The sequence below is a fragment of the Arthrobacter sp. UNCCL28 genome (assembly GCF_900102805.1).
Taxonomy (GTDB): Bacteria; Actinomycetota; Actinomycetes; order Actinomycetales; family Micrococcaceae; genus Arthrobacter; species Arthrobacter nicotinovorans_A.
On the sequence record NZ_FMWE01000001.1, the window covers coordinates 771278 to 789505 of the forward strand.

An 18228-nucleotide genomic window follows, 5' to 3' on the forward strand; every position below is an offset into this window, starting at 1 on the left:
TGCAGTGCCTCCCGCTACTTGGCGGCGGGCGAGAGAATTGTCAGGCTGCTCCAGCCCGTTCCGATTCTGGTTGGCGTTCCCCAGGACCTGTTGGAGCCCACGGGGTAGTACCGCAATTCCCCGTCGGTGGTCCGGGCGATGATGCCCAATGAGCCCGCTCCTGCGAAACCGCGGATGGCGCCGAAGCCGGAAATCACGTTCCACCCGGTGCCCACAACGCCGGCAGCTTCCTGAATGAAGTTTCCGGTGCCGTTCGAGCGGTACAGCTTGAGATCGCCGGTGCTCGTTTTGGCAAGGAGGTCGGCATTGGAGTCCTTGTCGAAGTCCACCTGCGTGATCTCCATGCCTGTCCATCCGACACCTATGGATATCCCGGTGGAAACGGTTCTTCCCGTGGGGTTGTTGAAGTAGTACAAACGGCCGGTGGCGTCGTACCCGACAATCCCGGGGTGTGCGTCAGCTTTCTTCCACGTACCTACGCTCAGTGTCCAGTCTTTCCAGTTGCTCCCAAGCGAGATCGCCGATCCGAAGCCGCTGCCGTTCCTGCCGGGGTATACGTTCAAGCGGCCATCGGACCACTGGGCCACGATGTCCAGGGCTCCATCCCCGTTCCAGTCCGTAACGAAGCCTGCTTTCAGGCCCGACCATCCCGTGCCGATGAGGTCTTCCGGCATCAGCGCAGTGGTACCGGTGCCCGGGTAGCGGTAGAGGTTGGCGTCGGGCCTGACTGCCACGATGTCCTCCGGGTCGATGCCCAGGGTCGACTCAACATCAAGTGGCGCACCGCTGATGAGGCTTGCGTCATCCCACCCAACACCGATGAGGCTGCGGGTGCCCCAGGAGCCGGAGTCGGCCGGGTAGTAGTAAAGGTCGCCATTGGATGCCCGGGCGTGGAGTCCCTGGGAATCCGCGCCCTTGAAGTTTGTTGACGAGCTCACTGCCGTCATGCCGCCCCAGCCGGAACCGATGACTCGTCCGGGCTCGCTGATGAAGCTGCCTACGCCGTTGGAGCGGAACAGCCGAAGGGTTCCATCGGTGGTGCGTGTGACGATGTCCTGGTTGCCGTCTCCGTCGAAGTCGATCTGGTTCAGTTGGTGGCCACTGAAGCCGGTCCCGATCAGGACGCCGTTCCCCAATCCGCCGCCGGCAGTGTTCGAGTACCTGTAGAGATTGCCTTGGTAGTCCTGTCCGATCACTCCGGGGTAGGCGTCCTTGTAGTTCCACCAGCCCACCGTCAGGGACATTTCCTGCCAGCCGGAACCGACTTGGATGGGCGCGTAGAAAGAACCTCCGGGAGCGCCACGGAAAACCTTGAGAGTCCCATCGGACCACTGGGAGAGGATGTCCTGGACGCCGTCCTGGTTCCAGTCCACTACGTAAAGGGCCTTCGCACCGGACCAACCTGAGCCTATGTTCACGGGTCCGGTGATTCTGCCGGCTCCGTTCGCCGGGAAGGCATCCAGGCGTCCGGCCGCGCTGGTGGTCAGGATGTCCGCAGCGGACTTGATGGAGGGGTTTGAGGGATCCGGGACCCCGCGGGCGAAGGTCCGCAGTTGGTCGTAGCTGCCGTTGAAGATGTTCGAATCGCCCTCGAAAGGACCGGTACTGCTGTACTGCCACATGGTGTAGTCGCCCCAACTGACCGGCATGGAGCCAGGAGAGTTGGTGGGGTTGTTCCAATAGGAAGCGATCCATAGGGGGTAGCTGCCGAAGGTGGTATTGCCAACGCACGTGTTCCACCAGTCCGTGGTGCTGTAAATGACCGGGAAGCGGCCGGTAAGGGCCTTGACGGTGTTGCCAAAGTCGGCTGCCCACTGGCCCAACTGCACTTTGGACATGTCATAGCAGGTGTTGCCGAAGTAGAACCCATTGATGGTCCGCCCTGCGTAGGGGTTGTATTCGATGTCCAGGACAGGTGGGAGGGTGTAGCCGTCATCGGTCCAGCCTCCACCGTTGGCCACGAAATACCGGGCCTGGTCGGCACCCGAGGACCAGTTGGGGATGGCGAAGTGATAGGCGCCGCGCACCATTCCAACGTTGCGGGATCCGTTGTACTGCTGGGTGTAGTTTTCGTTGAGGTAGTAATTGCCTTCCGATGCCTTGACGTACGCCCAACGGGACCCTTGGTTCCACTGGCTTTGCCAATTCACGTTCCCTTGGTGGGCGCTGACATCCTGGCCGGCCACGCCGATGGAGGGCCGCCAGTGGCCTGGGTCCGCTGCCATGGGCACGGCGGCGCTGATGGCGGCCCCTGCTGCACGGGAGCCTGAGGCTCCAGAAGCCTCTTTGCCCTGCTTGGCCGCGAGGACACGGGGAGACCTTTGCCCCATTTCCGCTCCGCCTGCCGGGATGGCGGCACGCATCGCAGCTTTCATGGCTTCTGCATCAGGTGCGTTGTCGGGCATGGCCTGTTTCCCGGTCGGCTGCTCCCCGGACGCGCTGCCGGATCCGGCCGCGGGAAGCGGCAGTTCAGCGGGTGAAGGCACGACGGCGGGTATCGGCTCCTGCTGCCCCGGCGCCTGTGGCGTCGTCGCGGAGGGTTCACTGCCAGGGCTGGTCGCAGGGGAGGGGCCGTCAACCGGTTGGGGTCCCTGCCCCGGACTTTCTGCCTGGGCCTCCGATGGTGGAGCTGGACGCGGTCCGGGGGTCTCCGCCCAAGCCGGTGATCCCAGGCAAGAGCCTGCTGCGAGGGCGATCGTCAGCGCTATGCCGGCCCGGGCCAGCCTGGTCCGGCGGGACGGTTCACTTGAACGTCTTTTCATCTTCATATCCGGCCCTGTACCGCGGCTCAGCGGCGCATGGGGTGGCTTGCGGACAAGCTCCGGGGCGGGCGCTTGCGCATGAGACCAAAGGCCAGCTCCTAACGGGCTTTACCCTAACATCCTGAAACTGGAGTGACTAGTGGGATTGAGGTTGCTGAGGTGACTGGTGATCCTCACTTATCCACATACCTCCTCCACCGGGTTGAAGGGGTGTTGGTGCTCACTTAGCGTGGGTGAGGCGGGAGGCTCCTCTCGTTTTAGGACGCTTTGTGGTGGTTGGGGAAGAAGTGGACGCTGTAACGATTGTTGAGGGAGAAGTCCGGGAGCTTATCCGGCGCAGGGGGCTGGATCCCCTCGAACAGGCCTCGGACGTGAAACTTCTGGTGGAAGCGGCAGTCAATGACTACGACGAGCGGGCGCTGCTGGGTCCACTGCCTTCCCTGGGCCACCTCGAGACAGCCCGCCGGCATATCTTCGACGCCGTCGCGGGTTTCGGACCGCTGCAGCCGCTCCTGGACGACGCCGCCATTGAAGAGGTATGGATCAATGCGCCGCACGAGGTCTTCGTTGCCCGTAACGGCGAATCCGAACTGACAGCCATCAGCCTCACCGAACAGCAGGTCAGGGACCTTGTGGAAAGAATGCTCAAGAGTTCAGGACGCAGGCTGGACCTGTCCTCGCCGTTCGTCGATGCCGCCCTTCCCGACGGTTCGCGGTTGCACGTCGCGATCCCGGACATCACCCGGAAGCACTGGGCGGTCAATATCCGGAAGTTCATTGCACGGGCAAGCCGGCTGGAGCATCTTGTCGAACTGGGAAGCCTCACGCCCCAAGCAGCGCGCTTTCTGGGAGCCGCTGTGGCCAGCGGACTTAACATCCTCGTTTCAGGTGCCACGCAAGCAGGTAAGACAACCATGTTGAACTGCCTGGCCGCGCACATAGGTTCCCGTGAACGTGTGGTCACGGTGGAAGAAATCTTTGAATTGCAACTTCCCTTGCGCGACGTCGTTGGCTTGCAATGCCGGCAACCCAACCTGGAAGGAGAAGGGGAGATCCCACTGCGGCGGTTGGTCAAAGAAGCATTAAGGATGCGTCCGGACCGGTTGGTAGTGGGAGAGGTCCGTGAAGCGGAAAGCCTGGACATGCTCATTGCCCTCAACTCCGGGCTGCCGGGTATGTGCACTGTCCATGCCAATTCCGCCCACGATGCCGTGACCAAGATCTGCACACTCCCGCTCTTGGCGGGGGCAAACATATCCAGTGCCTTCGTGGTGCCCACAGTGGCCTCATGCATCGACCTCGTGGTTCATTGCAGCCGCCATTCAACAGGACGCAGGCAGGTGACCGAGATTCTGTCCCTCGGACGGAGGGTCGAAAACGGAATCATCGAGTCTTCGGGTGTGTTTGGCATGGTTGGCTCACAACTGCTGCCGCGGGCAAACTCCATGCCTTCCGCGGAGAAGTTTGCCCGGGCGGGCTTCGACGTCGCCGCACTGCTGGAACTGAACTGATGGGGTCCCTCCTTGGCATCCTCCTTGGCCTGGGCGTCTTCCTCGTCTGGTGGTCCGCGTGGGCCATGCCGCCGGCGGCCCCAAAGGAAAGTGTTCCCGGTCGCCTGGAGCTCCTGCTCACCTCAGCGGGCATCGAAAAAGTGACGGGTGGGGGACTTCTCCTCACCTGCGCCGGCGTCGGTCTCCTGGCGCTGCTGGTCTTCTTTGTCCTCACTGGGTCACCGCCGGTGGCCGCCTGCTTCGGCCTCTTTGGTTCGTGGGTTCCCTTCGCCGCGGTCCGTCGGCGGGCCCGCAAGCGCCGGGCAGCGCTCCGGCAATTGTGGCCGGACGTTGTAGACCACTTGCGCTCAGCCATCCGGGCCGGTCTTGCCCTCCCCGAAGCGCTCATCCAACTGGGCTACAAGGGACCGGAGGAACTTCGCCCCCTGTTCCTGGACTTTGGGGCGGACTACAGGTCCGGCGGACAGTTCGAAGCCGCGTTGAACAGGTTGAAAGCACGGCTTGCAGACCCTGTGGCGGACCGCATCATCGAAGCCCTCCGAATGACACGCGAAGTAGGTGGCTCGGATCTGGGGCGGATGCTGGGAACTCTCTCGGGGTTCCTGAGGGATAGTGCACGCACTCGAAGTGAACTCGAAGCCCGCCAGTCATGGACAATCAACGCCGCACGCCTTTCGGTGGCAGCACCATGGATCGTCCTGGTGGTTATGGCAAGCCGACCGGAAGCGATGCAGGCCTATAACTCGGCCACAGGGGTCGTGGTCCTGCTCGGCGGCCTGCTGGTATCAGTCCTCAGCTATTCGGTGATGCTGCGTGTTGGCGCATTGCCCGAGGACCAGCGGGTGTTTCGATGAGCACCAACACTGCGTTCGCCGTGCTCTGCGGGCTGCTTCTTGGGGCGGGCTGCTGGTTGATCCTGGTTCGGTTACCCTTCATGCGCGGGAACAGCTTCTCTGATCGGATCGAGGCCCAACTTAGGTCCAGGAACCTCGAATCGCGGCTGCTCCGTACGGCAACCCACAACCTCACACCTTTTGGGCCGCTGGAAAGGATAGTTCGCCCGATCATCGGTGACGCCGTCAGATACCTGTCGAGGTTCAACGTCGGAACCGCAGCAGTGGCCAAGAGGCTGGCGCGGTCAGGTTCTTCGAAATCCCCCTTGGATTTCCGGGCAGAGCAGCTCCTGTGGGCCGGCGCAGGCTTTGTGGCTGCCCTTGTCGTTGTAGTGGCCAGCGCCGCAGCCGGCCAGTTCAGCCCGCCGTTCCTTCTGATTTGTGTCATCTCCGGCGCAGCGGGCGGGTACTTGCTCCGCGATTACGCTTTGGGTCAACGCATCCGGAAGCGGGAATCGGCGATGCTCTCAGAATTTCCGAGCCTCGCAGAGTTGATGGCGCTCGCCGTTGCAGCAGGTGAGAGTGCCATGGGAGCAATGGACAGGGTGAGCCGCAGTTCCAGCGGGGAACTCTCTGCAGAATTTGCCTTGGTCCTCGCGGATGCCCGCTCCGGTAAGTCCCTGCCCGAGGCGCTGCAGGCTTTCTCCACCAGGTCGGAGCTGCCGCCCCTGGTCAGGTTCTTTGACGGCCTCGTGGTCGCAGTGGAGAGGGGAACGCCCCTCGCCGATGTCCTCCGGGCCCAGGCCGCGGATGTCCGCGACTCCGCCAAGCGCGAGCTCATGGAGTCGGCAGGCAAAAAGGAGATAGCCATGATGGTGCCCGTTGTGTTCGGGGTGCTCCCGCTCACGGTCATTTTTGCTGCCTTCCCGGCAATTGCCGCCTTCGAAATGATCCTTTGAGCGCCCACAACCGCATCTGCCCAAACCACAAATGTATCCGCACCGCACTACTACCCGAACGGAACCCATGAATCACATTGCAGGAAGACTGTCCACAGCTTCGATCCTGGTCCTTGGCTGCATCCCGTGGCTGACGGCGATCACCCTGAGGGCGATACCCCGTCGCGAAGACCGTGATCGGGGTGACGTTCCCGGTTGGGTCATGATCACACTGATGTCCGCCATTCTTGTCGCCGGACTTCTTGCCGTTGCCACACCGGCACTGAGCGGGATGTTTGAGCAGGCAATGAGCAAGGTGGGCAAGTAGGGAATGTGGTGCAGCCCCGCCGTTGCTGCATCTTTTGCCATGGATCGGCCGCCGGGAGTCCCGGAAGAGCGCGGCTCAGCCATTGTGGACTTTGTCTTGGTCGGGGCGTTGCTGACTGTGTTCTTCATGGCGGTCATTCAGCTGACCTTGGTGCTTCATATACGCAACACGCTCATTGACGCCGCGGCTTCCGGCGCGGCTTACGGAGCGCTTGCGGACCGCACGCAGGCCGATGCCCAAGTGCGGACCACTGAACTGATTCAGACGGCGTTGAACAGCGATTACTCGCAGGACGTTTCTTCTTCCATCGTCACTGTCGAGGGCGTTCTTGCCTTGGAGGTGACGGTGAAGGCACCGCTGCCTGTAGTCGGGCTGATGGGTCCGGGTGGAGTGCTGGAGGTGAAGGGGCATGCGGCGCTCGCCGGCTAAGGCACTCATGAGTGTGCAGGACTCCTTCCTGCGAAGGTTTCGTGAGGCAGTGTGCCGTCCCGTCCCCACGGCTGGGACGGTCTGTGACAGCTGGGCGGCTTTACAGGGACAAAGGGGCAGCGCCGTGGTGGAATTTACGTTCCTGGCGGTACTGCTCATGGTTCCGGTGGTCTACTTTGTCGTCACGGTGGGCCAGATCCAAGGAGGGGCATTTGCGGTGGTAGGGGCTGCCGACCAGGCCGCCAAGGTGTTTGTGAATCGTACGGACGCACAGAGCGCGAGGGCTGCAGCTGAAGACACGGTTCTTCTGGCCATTAAGGACTACGGTCACACAGCGGACGAAGCCGGTGTTGACATCGCATGCGATCGAGTCGACTGCTTGTCTGCAGGAGCGCACGTGACGGTGACCGTTCGTTTGGATATAGCTCTGCCACTGGTGCCATTCGCGGACCCGCTGCAGATGAACGCCGCCCGGCTGAGTGCGTCGTCGACCCAGGTTGTGGGGCAGTACCAGTGACATCGCCCCACCGTCGCGGCTGGTGGCCTCCGACGGGCAAGTCACCGGAAGAAGGCCAGATCGCCGTTCTCATCATCGGCTTCGTTGTGCTGGCGCTGCTTCTGGCAACGGTGGTCATGGCAGTCTCGGCGGTCTACCTGGAGCACAAGAAGCTTTTGTCCCTGGCGGACGGAGCTGCCCTGGCCGCTGCCGGCTCCTTTGTGGTGGCCGATCTGGGAGCCGGGAGCCAGCCCGGCCTTTCGTTGGTGGACGAGCGGGTGCGCGCCGGGGCTGCGTCCTACCTGGCCACCAGTGGCGCCTCTTCCCGTCATGACCGGCTTACGTTGGACGGCCGTACTGGCAGCGAGCCAGGGGGTACGGCCGTAGTGGTGGTCACCGCTGTGGCCCATCCTCCTGTGATCAGTTTCCTCCTGCCCGATGGAATCCTGGTTGAGGCGCGGTCTGTAGCCCGGTCATCGCTGAGCCAGTAATGGTCCGGCATGAAAGAACGGGCCGTCGGGGGAGCGTGATCGATAGCGTACGCTGGGATGACCATGGCTGAGATAGATTTTTCCGCAGAAATCCGCGCACTTCGCGCAACTTACAGCTCCATCGAGAATGTCACCGATGTTGATGCCCTTAAAGCTGAGATCGCTGAACTGAGCGAGCAAGCCGGAGCCCCGGACCTTTGGGACGACCCGGCTTCCGCCCAGGTGATCACCTCGAGGTTGTCGCACCGCCAGTCCGAAGTTGAGCGTCTTTCCAAGCTCGCTTCCCGGATCGATGATCTGGAAGTCCTGGTGGAACTGGGCCAGGACGAGGGCGACGACGACTCCATGGCAGAGGCTGCAAAGGAGTTGTCGTCCATTCGCAAAGCGCTGGCGGAACTCGAAATCACCACGCTGTTGTCGGGCGAGTACGACGAACGCGAAGCTGTGGTAACCATCCGTGCAGGTGCCGGTGGCGTGGATGCGGCAGATTTCGCCGAAATGCTGATGCGGATGTACCTGCGCTGGGCCGAACGCCACGGGTACCCGACCACCGTGATGGATACTTCCTATGCCGAGGAAGCGGGGCTTAAATCCGCCACGTTCGAGGTCAAGGCTCCGTACGCGTTCGGCACTTTGAGCGTTGAAGCGGGAACACACCGTTTGGTCCGAATCAGCCCGTTCGACAATCAGGGCCGCCGGCAAACGTCCTTCGCGGCAGTGGAAGTCATTCCGTTGATTGAACAGACGGACTCCATTGAAATACCGGACAACGAAATCCGCGTGGACGTCTTCCGCTCCTCGGGGCCAGGTGGCCAGTCGGTCAACACAACTGACTCGGCAGTCCGGTTGACGCACATCCCTACTGGCATTGTGGTCTCGATGCAGAACGAAAAGTCACAGCTTCAGAACCGGGCAGCGGCCATGCGGGTGCTTCAGTCCCGCCTCCTGTTGGTCAAGAAGGAACAGCAGGACGCCGAAAAGAAGGCATTGGCCGGGGACGTCAAAGCGTCCTGGGGCGACCAGATGCGCTCCTATGTCCTCAACCCGTACCAGATGGTCAAGGACCTGCGCACGGAGCATGAAGTGGGCAACACCTCGGCTGTGCTTGATGGCGACATCGACGACTTCATAGACGCTGGAATCCGCTGGCGCACCGGCAACCGCAACGCGGCAGCCAACTAGGACCCCGGCAGCGAACCAGGACCCGGCAGCCAACCAGGACCCGGCAGCCAACCAGGACCCGGCAGCCAACCAGGACCCGGCAGCCAAACGGCGAACCAACCTCGGGGATTCCCGGGCCGGCATCCGGTCATGCCGGGCGCCGGATTCCGCGACACGCCTGCCAAAGCCAGCTAAACCCGGCATGTGCGTGCGTATAGTCGAGTGGCCGGTGCTCTCACTTCCCCCATCGAAAGCCCGCGCTCCGGCTGTTGGACTGGGCGACTATGTCATGTCCGGCGGGGTTCTAAAGGGCCATGATCAGATTTGAGAATGTCACCAAGGTCTACGAGCAGAATGCCCGACCGGCGCTCGACTCTGTCAGCCTTGAGATCAACCGCGGCGAATTCACCTTCCTCGTAGGTGCGTCGGGCTCGGGCAAGTCCACTTTTCTTCGCTTGATCCTGAAGGAAGACAAAGCCTCGTCCGGATCTGTCTACGTTGCCGGGCAGAACGTTGCGAACATTTCGAGCTGGCGCGTACCCAAGCTTCGTCGCGGCATCGGCGTCGTCTTCCAGGATTTCCGGCTGCTCCCGCAGAAGAACGTCTTTGCCAACGTTGCCTTCGCCATGCAGGTCATTGGCAAGAGCCGCTCGATCATCCGCGAAACGGTTCCTGAAGTCCTTAAGACCGTGGGGCTGGAGGGCAAGGAACGCCGCATGCCCCATGAGTTGTCAGGTGGTGAGCAGCAGCGCGTGGCGATCGCCCGCGCCGTCGTGAACCGTCCCGGCATCCTGCTGGCGGACGAACCGACCGGCAATCTGGACCCCATCACCTCGATGGGCATCATGGGGGTCCTGGACAAGATCAATCAGAATGGCACCACCGTGGTCATGGCAACGCACGACGACGACATCGTTAATGAAATGCGCCGCCGCGTGGTGGAGCTCAAGAACGGCAAGGTCATCAGAGACGAAGCCAAGGCGCTCTACACCTCCATGATTCCGGTGGTTGGTGAATCACGCCGCCTGCGGGATGCCAGCGGCGAGGAACTCGACCGTGCACAGGGGGCGCAGCTGTGAGGCTCCTGTTTATCCTCGGGGAAATCGGCAGCGGACTGCGCCGGAACCTTTCCATGGTCATCTCCGTAGTGCTGGTGACCTTTGTTTCCCTCACGTTCGTAGGTGCGGCGGGAATGCTGCAGATGCAGATCACCCAGATGAAGGGCTACTGGTACGACAAAGTCCAGGTGGCTGTTTTCCTCTGCAACGACGGTTCGACGGCGGTCGGCTGCGCTTCCGGTCCGGCCACCAAAGAGCAGCAGGAGAACCTGCAGGCAATGCTCGAATCTCCGGCCGTCAAGCAATACATCAACGATTTCCAGTTTGAATCCCAGGCTGAGGCTTACACACATTTCAAGGAACAGTTCTCGAATTCGCCGATTGTTGACTCAGTCTCCGAGGACCAACTTCCTGCTTCGTTCCGGATCAATATGAAGAACCCGGAAAAGTACCAGATCATCAGTGAGACGTTCTCGTCACAGCCTGGCGTCGAGACGGTGAGCGACCAACGGCAGGTCCTTGAACGCATCTTCTCCTGGATGAATGGGGCGTCTGTGGCTGCGATGGGCGTAGCAGTGGTCATGATCTTCTGCGCGGTCCTGCTGATCACCACAACCATCCGGCTCTCCGCCTTCAGCCGACGGCGGGAAACCGGGATCATGCGGCTCGTCGGTGCTTCCAAGACAGTCATCCAGCTGCCCTTCATCCTGGAGGGCGTTATCGCTGCCGTGGTGGGGGCGGTCCTCGCCTCGGTGACGCTCTGGTTGATGGCGCACTTCTGGCTGAACGGCGAACTGTCGACACAGTTCCTCAACACTCCCTTTATTTCCTCTGCCCAAGTACTGGTGATTGCGCCTGTGCTGATTGCCTTGGGTGCAGGCCTGGCCGGGATATCCTCTCTTTTGACCCTCCGGCGATACTTGAAGGTCTAGCGATGACCGCCAAAGCCCGATCACCCTTCATGCTGACAATCGAAAAGGACTCCTGATGACCGCGTTGGACCCAATCTCCCTGCGCCGGCGGCTCGCGTCGGGCAATGCTCGGATTATGGGTGCCGTGCTCGCAGTGGGCCTGGCTGTCAGCCTCCTGTCGGGCGCTCCCGCTGCCCGGGCCGACAACCTTGAAGACCAGCAAGCCGCGCTTGAAGCCGAAGCTGCAAGGGTCCAGGCATCCCTGGAATTTGTGGATGCCAACATCGCCAAGGCCGCCGGGGACCTCGTCATTTACCAAGGCCGACTTCCCGGTGCCCAGCAAGCTTTGCTTGAAGCGCAGGGACGGGTGGCAAGCGCGGTCAAGGAAGTTGAAGCTTTGGCGGCCAGGGTCGAACTTGCCCAGCAAAACAAGGCCAAGATCACCGAGCAGTTGGAAAGTGATAAGCAGAAGATCACCGACACCAAGAAGCTGATCGGCCAGATAGCGTCCCAGGCGTACAAGTCCGGCGGCGTCCCCACAAACATCGCCCTTCTCTTCGGATCCAGCGAATCGGGTAACCTGACCGAGTCCATGGACTTGGCCGACCAGGCCATGCGCAGCCAGAACGCTGCGATGACCAAGCTGACCCAGCAGAACGCCACCAACGTCAATTCCCAGGCAAGGCTCGTAGCCGTCGAGGAAGAGATCCAGGACCTCAAAGCTAAAGCAGACGCTGCGCTGCAACGCGAGAAATCGGCAAGGGACGAGGCTGCGAACAAGAAGGCCGAAGTCGATAAGCTCATCGAGGACACCACCCGCCTCAATGGGCAGTTGCAGGCGGCAAAGCCGGGAATTGAAGCCAACCTGGCCCGGGTGAAGGCTGAGCAGAACACCGTAGCCGCAGAGATCGTGGAGCGCGACCGGAAACTCAGGGAAGCGTGGGAAGCCGAGCAACGCCGTCTCGCTGAAGAAGCTGCTGCTGCCGCGGCCGCTGCCGCTGCAGCCCAGGGCCGGCCTGCTCCGCCGGAACAGCCCTATGTTCCGCCGGCAGCGGGTTCACCGTCCGCGTTCGGACTGCGTCACCCCTTTGCCAGCTACGTTCCCATCACGTCCGGATTCGGTTGGCGCGCAACGCCCCCAGGGACCATCGACTTTTACGGTACCGGCGGGTACATGCACACGGGCATCGACTTCGGTGCGGCCTGCGGTACTCCCGTCTACGCTGCGGCTGCAGGAGAGGTCTTCAACTCCGGGTGGAACTCGGCCGATGGTGGCGGATGGCGCGTGAAGTTGTCCCACGGAGTGGTCCAGGGGAATTCACTGACCACCATCTACTACCACAACAGCAGCATTGTGGTCTCAAACGGCCAGCGGGTCTCGGCCGGCCAACTTATCGCCTACTCGGGAAGCACCGGCAACTCGACCGGATGCCACGCACACTTCGAAACGTGGTTGAACGGTTCCGCCGTGGATCCCATGAACCTTCTCTAGGGCACCCAACGGCGCGGGGCTGCCTCGCCGCTGGCGTACACTAGTTGAAATCCGCATCTAACAAGGAGTTCTACCGTGCCCAAGGAAAGTGGCCGTAAGGTAGTGGCCACCAATCGGAAGGCCCGGCATAACTACCATGTCCTGGACACCTATGAGGCCGGTATCGCCCTCATGGGAACCGAGGTGAAGTCCCTCCGCGAGGGGCATGCCTCCATGGTGGACGGCTTTTGCACCTTCTACAACGATGAGTTGTGGATGGAAGGTATCCATATCCCTGAGTATCACCAAGGGAGCTGGACGAACCATGCCGCGCGCCGGCGTCGTAAGCTCTTGCTTCATCGCGAGGAATTAGACAAAATTTCGCAGAAGATCCGCGAGTCGGGTTTCACCGTGGTACCGCTCCAGCTCTACTTCCTGGACGGACGGGCCAAAGTGGAAATCGCCATTGCCCGCGGTAAGAAGGACTACGACAAGCGTCAAACCCTGCGTGAACAGCAGGACAAGCGTGAATCGCTGCGTGAACTGCGGGAACGCAACCGCCGGTAGGGAATGTACCGCCGTGTGGATGCGTTATGATGGATAGTCCGAAGGGAACTCGAAGTAATCGAGGCTTCCATCGGGTTTGGTAACAAAATACGGGGATGATCGGTTTCGACGATGTTAGTCGCGACAGGTGAAGCGGGCCGAGGATGCAGAATTATCTCGTAAACGCTGTCTGCAAACCAATAAGTGCCGAATCTAAGCGCACTGACTTCGCTCTCGCTGCCTAAGCAGTAAGACAGTCCGTCAGCCCGGGGTTGCTATCGCCCCGGTTCCTGGCGTCATTTAGATAGCCACTGCTGTTTGCCTTCGTCATTGAGGTAAACGGGACTCTTAGATGACTGGGCCCGGATCAGCCACCTGTTCGCAGGATGGCTGGGGCCGAGAAAATCCGACGCGAACTGCGCCCGGAGAAGCCCTGACAAAACGACATCGGACGGGGGTTCAATTCCCCCCATCTCCACCCCAAGGAAAGCCCTCGGATCCTCGTGATCCGGGGGTTTTCCCATGTCCGGCGCGGGAGCGGGAAGGGGAAGATCCGGAGGCAGAGTCCGGAAGGGCAGGACCCGCAGAGAAGTGCCGAACCCTACCCGCTGGATCCCCGTGACCCCGTTCACCCACGGCGTACTGCGCCAAGGACTACGGGCGGAGGAATCCCCGTTGAAGTGGGTAAGCGCCCAAACCGGGCGCAGCGGTGGCAGGAGGCATGCGGTGAACACTGGGCCTGAACTCGAATCACTGGACTCCGGGGAGGAGCCCGCGCTGGATGCCTACTCGAAGATTGTGATCGACGTTGCGGAGTCGGTGACACCCCATGTTGCAGCCATTGAGATGACCAGCACCGGCCGGCGCGGCCGCATCCTCAGGGGCAGCGGCTCTGCCGTGGTCTTTACTGCCGGGGGATACATGCTAACCAACGCCCATGTTGTGTCCGGCATCCGGAGCGGCAGGGCTGTGTTCGCCGACGGCAAGCACTCCGACGTGGAGTTGGTGGGCGCCGATCCGTTGTCCGACCTCGCTGTCATCCGCGGCCTGAAATCCACGCCGCCACCGGCAGTTTTAGGCAACGCCGAAACCTTGCGGGTGGGCCAGTTGGTGATTGCCGTGGGCAACCCGCTTGGTTTGGCGGGCTCGGTGACTGCCGGCGTGGTCAGCGGCCTGGGCAGGTCCATTCCCGTCCGGGCAGGCGAACACCGGCGGGTCATAGAAGATGTTATCCAAACCGACGCCGCCCTTAACCCGGGGAACTCCGGGGGAGCGTTGGCGGATACGCACGGACGCATCGTCGGCATCAACACCGCCGTGGCAGGACTGGGACTCGGCTTGGCGGTCCCCATCAATACCACCACCAGGCGGATCATCGAATCCTTGCTGAGGGATGGCCGGGTGCATCGTGCGTACTTGGGGTTGGTGAGTACTCCCATCCCGCTGGACGCCAGTGCCGTGGTCCGGACCGGGCAAAAGGAGGGGTTGCGCGTAGTGGAGGTGCTTCCGGGGTCGCCGGCCGAGATCTCTGGACTCCAGCCCGGAGACGTAGTGCTCCGCGCCAAGGGGCGGGCAGTATCGAGTGCAGAGAGCCTGCAGAAACTGCTTTTCGACGAAGCGATCGGGGAACCGTTCCCGTTGACGGTCCTCAGGGAGGGCCGGGCCCTTGAACTCCTGGCGGTGCCGTCGGAGATGGAACAGCAGCAATAAGCGGCAGGCTAGGCTTTGCTCTCCGGAACATCAACGACGCCCACAAAACGGCTGCCGACACCTTCATATTCGCTGCGCACTTCGCCCAGGAAGAGCTTGGGGAGGTCACTGTTCCGGTGGGTACCGCAGTACACGAAGGAAAAGTCCGGCCACCACTTCTTGGGGCGGATGGCCTCCGAATAACAGCAAACAGCACAGGTCAGATGGACCCAGACAGGGCGTTTACCGGTGCGGTTGGCCCTGGACTGCACCAGCCAAGCCGGCGGATTGTCCTGCATATCGCGCAACTCGGCCTCGGAGAGCCGGGACGGAATACCGTGGCGTTGGGCCATTTCCATCGAAATATCAAGGGCCAATGCGGCATCACGTCTGCTAATCACCATTCAACGATACGGGACTTACCGGGCGTAGGCTGTGCTCATGACTGACGCAGCGGCCTTGCTACCCAGTACGCCGCTACAAAAGCGCGTGTTGGCGGTAGCTATCGTGGCGTCCTTCATCGCAATCCTTGACGGATTTGTGGTGAATCTCGCACTGCCTGCCATCGGGCGGGAACTGGGCGGCGGCCTGGTTATCCAGCAATGGGTGGTGGACGCTTACCTCCTGACATTGGGCGCCCTGATCCTGGTGGCGGGCTCCTTGTCCGATCATTTCGGCAGGGCGCGAATACTGGAATGGGGGCTTGCAGGCTTTGCTGCGACCTCTGTTTTGTGCGGCCTGGCCTGGACGGGCGAAGTCCTTGTGGTTTCAAGGGCACTCCAGGGAATTGCCGGCGCCCTGTTGGTTCCAAGCTCGTTGGCCATGATCATCACCTCTTTCTCCGGGCCTGCCCAATCCAAAGCAATCGGCCAGTGGTCCGGATGGACCAGCGCGGCAGCCATAGTCGGCCCCTTGATTGGCGGAATGGCGGTGGACCTTCTTTCCTGGCGCGTCATCTTCTTCATCAATGTCATCCCCGCCATTGCGATCTGGCCCATGCTTGCCGGCCTCCGAGCATCCGATGCAGCGAGGGACAAGAGCAAACGCATCGACTACCTCGGGGCCTTCCTGGCCATGGTGGGCCTTGGTGGTCCGGTGTTTGCGTTTATCGAGCAAGGCCGGATGGGTTGGGGCAGTGCCCAGGTGTGGGTACCCCTGGCTGTAGGCATCGTGGCCATGGCCTTGTTCCTGTTCCATGAAGCCAGGACAGATGAGCCGATGCTGCCGCTAAGGTTGTTCGCGATCCGCAATTTTGGCTGGGGCAACCTTGCAACGCTTGCCATCTACGGCGGAATTTCGCTGGGGTTCTTTGTGCTGGGTATCTACCTTCAGCAGGTAGGAGGAATGGCCGCTACGGTTGCGGGGATGGCGCTGCTCCCGGGCACGGTCATCCTGATGATCGGGGCATCCTATTTTGGCGGACTGGCCGGCAAGTACGGTCCCCGTTGGTTCATGACAGCAGGACCTTTGCTGTGTGGTGTGGGTTTCCTGATGTCCCTGTCCATCCAGGAGCCTTTGAACTACTGGACCCAGGTACTGCCCGGGCAGATCGTTTTCGGACTTGGCCTGGCCACCCTGGTGGCGCCGCTGACGGCCGCGATCCTTGGTGCAGTCCCGCCGGCGGAAGCGGGCATAGGTTCGGCAGTAAATAACGCGGTAGCCCGCATCGCCGGGTTGATCACCATCGCCTTTGCCGGGCTGATAGTAGGACCGGTCTTCAGCCGGGAGGGCTTGTACAACGCGCTGTTGGTCACAGCGGCACTGTTCCTGACCGGGGCGGTGGCGTCCGCCGTCGGAATTCGAAACCCTGCCAGGGTCACCGCGCCCGCTGATGAGGGGGAACCGGTGGCAGCACCCGACGACGACGAAGCGGCCGGGCAGCGCGACTGACCTTCCGGAGTGCCCGGGTCGGGCCACGCCAGTGTCAGGCCATGCTCGGGTCAGCGGCCCTGGAGGACGCAGCCTTCGTGAACCCCGGCGCTTTGAACCCACAGCGCCGAGGCCACTTCGTCGGCGAGATCGAATTCACGGCCCTTGACCCCGGATCCGATCCGCACCACCAAGGCACCCCCGAACGGTTTGCGTCCCATCACTTCGACCGGGGCGTCCAGTGCAATGTCTTCGGCAGCGAGGTACCTGAGGAGTTCAGGGTTCTCATCGCTGATCCGGGTGATACGGCCCGAATGGCCTTGGTCGAGCTCGATCATGCGGTAAGCGTGCGGAAGATCAACCGAACCGTCTGCCGACGGGATGGGATCTCCGTGCGGATCCCGGACGGGATGGCCCAATTTGGCGGACATGCGCTCAATGAAGGTGTCCGAAACCGCATGCTCCAGCATCTCGGCTTCGTCATGGACCTCGTCCCAGCTGTACCCGAGTTCTTCCACCAGGTAGGTCTCGATGAGGCGGTGGCGGCGCACCATGGCCAGTGCAAGCCGCATGCCGGCAGGGGTCAGGCGGATGGCACTGTACGGTTGGTGGTCCACCAGGCCCTGGTCCTTGAGCTTCCGGACCATTTCGGACACGGACGAATTGGCCACACCAAGGCGCTGGGCAAGCTGGGAGGAGGTAATCGGCTTGTCTTGCCACTCCGTATAGGAGTAGATGACCTTGACGTAGTCCTCGATCGAGGAGGAGGGCGTACTGGTCTTCACATCCCAAGCCTACCGTGGAAGGGGTCCGGAGTTCCTGGATGCACGCCACGTCTGGGTCACGTACGGCACCTTGATGGTCTCTTCGGCCACGTATCCGAGGTGCTCGTAGAGGTACCATTCCAGGTTCCCCATCACTTTGGCCCTGGTGGCATCGTTGGCCCGGAGGTAGTAGCTCCGGGATTTGGTCAACTCCATGATGTCGTTCGGCGTCAAGGCGTCCTCCCACCAGGTGAAGTGACTTTCCAGGCCGGTGAACTCCGGGCCGACGACTGGCCGGAAGCCAGGCTTGTGGACATCGCCTGCATGCATGATGCGCGAGAGCCGATGAACCCAGGGGACCTCGGTATCCAACTGGTTCCAGATCAGGCCCAACATTCCATGCGGCCTCAGGATCCGGGCAATTTCCGTACTCGCTGCGAGCGGTTCGCACCAGTGCCAGGCCTGGGCGACACTGACGACGTCGAATGCTGAGTCCGCCAGTCCGGTTGACTCGGCAGTTCCCTCCAACGCGACGACGTTGGGGTGGGACTTCCGCAGCTGGTCCAGCATGTCGGTGGAAGGATCGACGGCGGCAACGTCCAGTCCGCGCTCCACGAGCAGTGCCGTGAACTTGCCCGTCCCCGCTCCGATGTCTGCGGCTGTCCCGGCTCCTTCGGGAACCAGCCACTCGACGGAGTCCAGGGGATACCCGGGCCGTACGCGGTCGTAGTGCTCTCCGCCATCCTGGAAGCTTTGGCCGAATTCATGGCGGCGGTGGGCATGAAGCTTGGGTCCACGTGGTCCGGCCGGTGCGGGAATGGCGGGCCGCCCGTTCGAGGCAGCCGTAGAACGTATCGCCACCAAAGACTCCTTCACAGGCTCGCCAAAAAGGTACCCTACGAATTTACCGCAGCGGACACGATCTGATGCCTCGCGTCCGGGAAGCCCACCGGTCCCGATGGAGCGGCTTG

Annotated in this window: 18 protein-coding genes and 1 other RNA gene; 15 read left to right on the plus strand and 4 right to left on the minus strand. The window is 61.9% G+C overall.

Annotated elements, in window-relative coordinates; all coding sequences use genetic code 11:
* Positions 1-14 precede the first annotated feature (14 nt).
* Positions 15-2405, minus strand: a complete 2391-nt coding sequence (locus tag BLQ01_RS03450) for a GH25 family lysozyme (protein WP_254779194.1) — start codon at positions 2403-2405, stop codon at positions 15-17.
* A 644-nt stretch (positions 2406-3049) separates the two neighbouring features.
* Between BLQ01_RS03450 and BLQ01_RS03455 the strand changes: the two genes are divergently transcribed.
* From BLQ01_RS03455 to BLQ01_RS03520, 14 genes are all read left to right on the plus strand, one after another.
* Positions 3050-4273 (plus strand): TadA family conjugal transfer-associated ATPase, encoded by a 1224-nt coding sequence (locus tag BLQ01_RS03455; protein WP_026540076.1) that lies wholly within the window; start codon positions 3050-3052, stop codon positions 4271-4273.
* Positions 4273-5127, plus strand: a complete 855-nt coding sequence (locus BLQ01_RS03460; protein ID WP_091550130.1) for a type II secretion system F family protein — start codon at positions 4273-4275, stop codon at positions 5125-5127. The genes BLQ01_RS03455 and BLQ01_RS03460 overlap by 1 nt, the downstream gene beginning before the upstream one ends.
* A complete protein-coding gene (locus BLQ01_RS03465; protein ID WP_091550132.1) occupies positions 5124-6065 on the plus strand; it encodes a type II secretion system F family protein in 942 nt (313 codons plus the stop codon). Before BLQ01_RS03460 ends, BLQ01_RS03465 begins: the two co-directional genes overlap by 4 nt.
* A gap of 67 nt (positions 6066-6132) precedes the next feature.
* Entirely contained in the window at positions 6133-6372 is a 240-nt protein-coding gene (locus BLQ01_RS03470; protein WP_091550134.1) for a hypothetical protein, read from the plus strand.
* Between the two features lie 39 nt (positions 6373-6411).
* Positions 6412-6801, plus strand: a complete 390-nt coding sequence (locus BLQ01_RS03475) for a TadE family protein (RefSeq protein ID WP_091550365.1) — start codon at positions 6412-6414, stop codon at positions 6799-6801.
* A 124-nt stretch (positions 6802-6925) separates the two neighbouring features.
* Positions 6926-7318 (plus strand): hypothetical protein, encoded by a 393-nt coding sequence (locus BLQ01_RS03480; protein WP_309803149.1) that lies wholly within the window; start codon positions 6926-6928, stop codon positions 7316-7318.
* Entirely contained in the window at positions 7315-7788 is a 474-nt protein-coding gene (locus BLQ01_RS03485) for a pilus assembly protein TadG-related protein (protein ID WP_254779196.1), read from the plus strand. Before BLQ01_RS03480 ends, BLQ01_RS03485 begins: the two co-directional genes overlap by 4 nt.
* A 63-nt stretch (positions 7789-7851) precedes the next feature.
* Positions 7852-8970, plus strand: coding sequence for a peptide chain release factor 2 (prfB, locus tag BLQ01_RS03490; RefSeq protein ID WP_091550368.1), 1119 nt, complete (start codon positions 7852-7854; stop codon positions 8968-8970).
* A 293-nt stretch (positions 8971-9263) separates the two neighbouring features.
* Positions 9264-10028: a cell division ATP-binding protein FtsE gene (ftsE, locus tag BLQ01_RS03495; RefSeq protein ID WP_026540084.1), complete on the plus strand. Its 765-nt coding sequence runs from the start codon at positions 9264-9266 to the stop codon at positions 10026-10028.
* A complete protein-coding gene (ftsX, locus tag BLQ01_RS03500) occupies positions 10025-10939 on the plus strand; it encodes a permease-like cell division protein FtsX (RefSeq protein ID WP_026540085.1) in 915 nt (304 codons plus the stop codon). The genes ftsE and ftsX overlap by 4 nt, the downstream gene beginning before the upstream one ends.
* Positions 10940-10994: 55 nt before the next feature.
* Positions 10995-12410, plus strand: a complete 1416-nt coding sequence (locus BLQ01_RS03505) for a M23 family metallopeptidase (protein ID WP_026540086.1) — start codon at positions 10995-10997, stop codon at positions 12408-12410.
* Between the two features lie 75 nt (positions 12411-12485).
* Positions 12486-12956: an SsrA-binding protein SmpB gene (gene smpB, locus BLQ01_RS03510; RefSeq protein WP_026540087.1), complete on the plus strand. Its 471-nt coding sequence runs from the start codon at positions 12486-12488 to the stop codon at positions 12954-12956.
* A gap of 91 nt (positions 12957-13047) precedes the next feature.
* Positions 13048-13416: a transfer-messenger RNA gene (gene ssrA, locus BLQ01_RS03515) on the plus strand.
* A 245-nt stretch (positions 13417-13661) separates the two neighbouring features.
* Positions 13662-14645 carry a S1C family serine protease gene (locus tag BLQ01_RS03520; RefSeq protein WP_035760495.1) on the plus strand — a complete coding sequence of 328 codons (984 nt, stop codon included), beginning with the start codon at positions 13662-13664 and terminating at the stop codon, positions 14643-14645.
* A gap of 8 nt (positions 14646-14653) precedes the next feature.
* Here the strand turns inward: BLQ01_RS03520 and BLQ01_RS03525 are convergent, their stop codons facing one another.
* A complete protein-coding gene (locus tag BLQ01_RS03525) occupies positions 14654-15028 on the minus strand; it encodes a hypothetical protein (protein ID WP_254779198.1) in 375 nt (124 codons plus the stop codon).
* A 37-nt stretch (positions 15029-15065) separates the two neighbouring features.
* On the opposite strand from BLQ01_RS03525, the gene BLQ01_RS03530 reads away from it, so the two are divergent.
* On the plus strand, positions 15066-16514 hold the full coding sequence (locus BLQ01_RS03530) for an MFS transporter (RefSeq protein ID WP_175493330.1): 1449 nt from the start codon (positions 15066-15068) through the stop codon (positions 16512-16514).
* A 50-nt stretch (positions 16515-16564) separates the two neighbouring features.
* Here BLQ01_RS03530 and BLQ01_RS03535 read toward each other — a convergent pair whose 3' ends face one another.
* Positions 16565-17278, minus strand: coding sequence for a metal-dependent transcriptional regulator (locus BLQ01_RS03535; RefSeq protein WP_026540092.1), 714 nt, complete (start codon positions 17276-17278; stop codon positions 16565-16567).
* 9 nt (positions 17279-17287) lie between these two features.
* Entirely contained in the window at positions 17288-18112 is an 825-nt protein-coding gene (locus BLQ01_RS03540; protein ID WP_238324857.1) for a class I SAM-dependent methyltransferase, read from the minus strand.
* Positions 18113-18228: the final 116 nt, after the last annotated feature.

What these genes read in the sequence shown, in the direction of transcription:
- BLQ01_RS03450 (WP_254779194.1), bottom strand. Translation starts at nt 2,405, where the DNA reads ATGCCCGACAACGCACCTGATGCAGAAGCCATGAAAGCTGCGATGCGT.
- BLQ01_RS03460 (WP_091550130.1), top strand. Translation starts at nt 4,273, where the DNA reads ATGGGGTCCCTCCTTGGCATCCTCCTTGGCCTGGGCGTCTTCCTCGTC.
- BLQ01_RS03465 (WP_091550132.1), top strand. Translation starts at nt 5,124, where the DNA reads ATGAGCACCAACACTGCGTTCGCCGTGCTCTGCGGGCTGCTTCTTGGG.
- BLQ01_RS03470 (WP_091550134.1), top strand. Translation starts at nt 6,133, where the DNA reads ATGAATCACATTGCAGGAAGACTGTCCACAGCTTCGATCCTGGTCCTT.
- BLQ01_RS03475 (WP_091550365.1), top strand. Translation starts at nt 6,412, where the DNA reads ATGGATCGGCCGCCGGGAGTCCCGGAAGAGCGCGGCTCAGCCATTGTG.
- prfB (WP_091550368.1), top strand. Translation starts at nt 7,852, where the DNA reads ATGGCTGAGATAGATTTTTCCGCAGAAATCCGCGCACTTCGCGCAACT.
- ftsE (WP_026540084.1), top strand. Translation starts at nt 9,264, where the DNA reads ATGATCAGATTTGAGAATGTCACCAAGGTCTACGAGCAGAATGCCCGA.
- BLQ01_RS03505 (WP_026540086.1), top strand. Translation starts at nt 10,995, where the DNA reads ATGACCGCGTTGGACCCAATCTCCCTGCGCCGGCGGCTCGCGTCGGGC.
- BLQ01_RS03525 (WP_254779198.1), bottom strand. Translation starts at nt 15,028, where the DNA reads ATGGTGATTAGCAGACGTGATGCCGCATTGGCCCTTGATATTTCGATG.
- BLQ01_RS03530 (WP_175493330.1), top strand. Translation starts at nt 15,066, where the DNA reads ATGACTGACGCAGCGGCCTTGCTACCCAGTACGCCGCTACAAAAGCGC.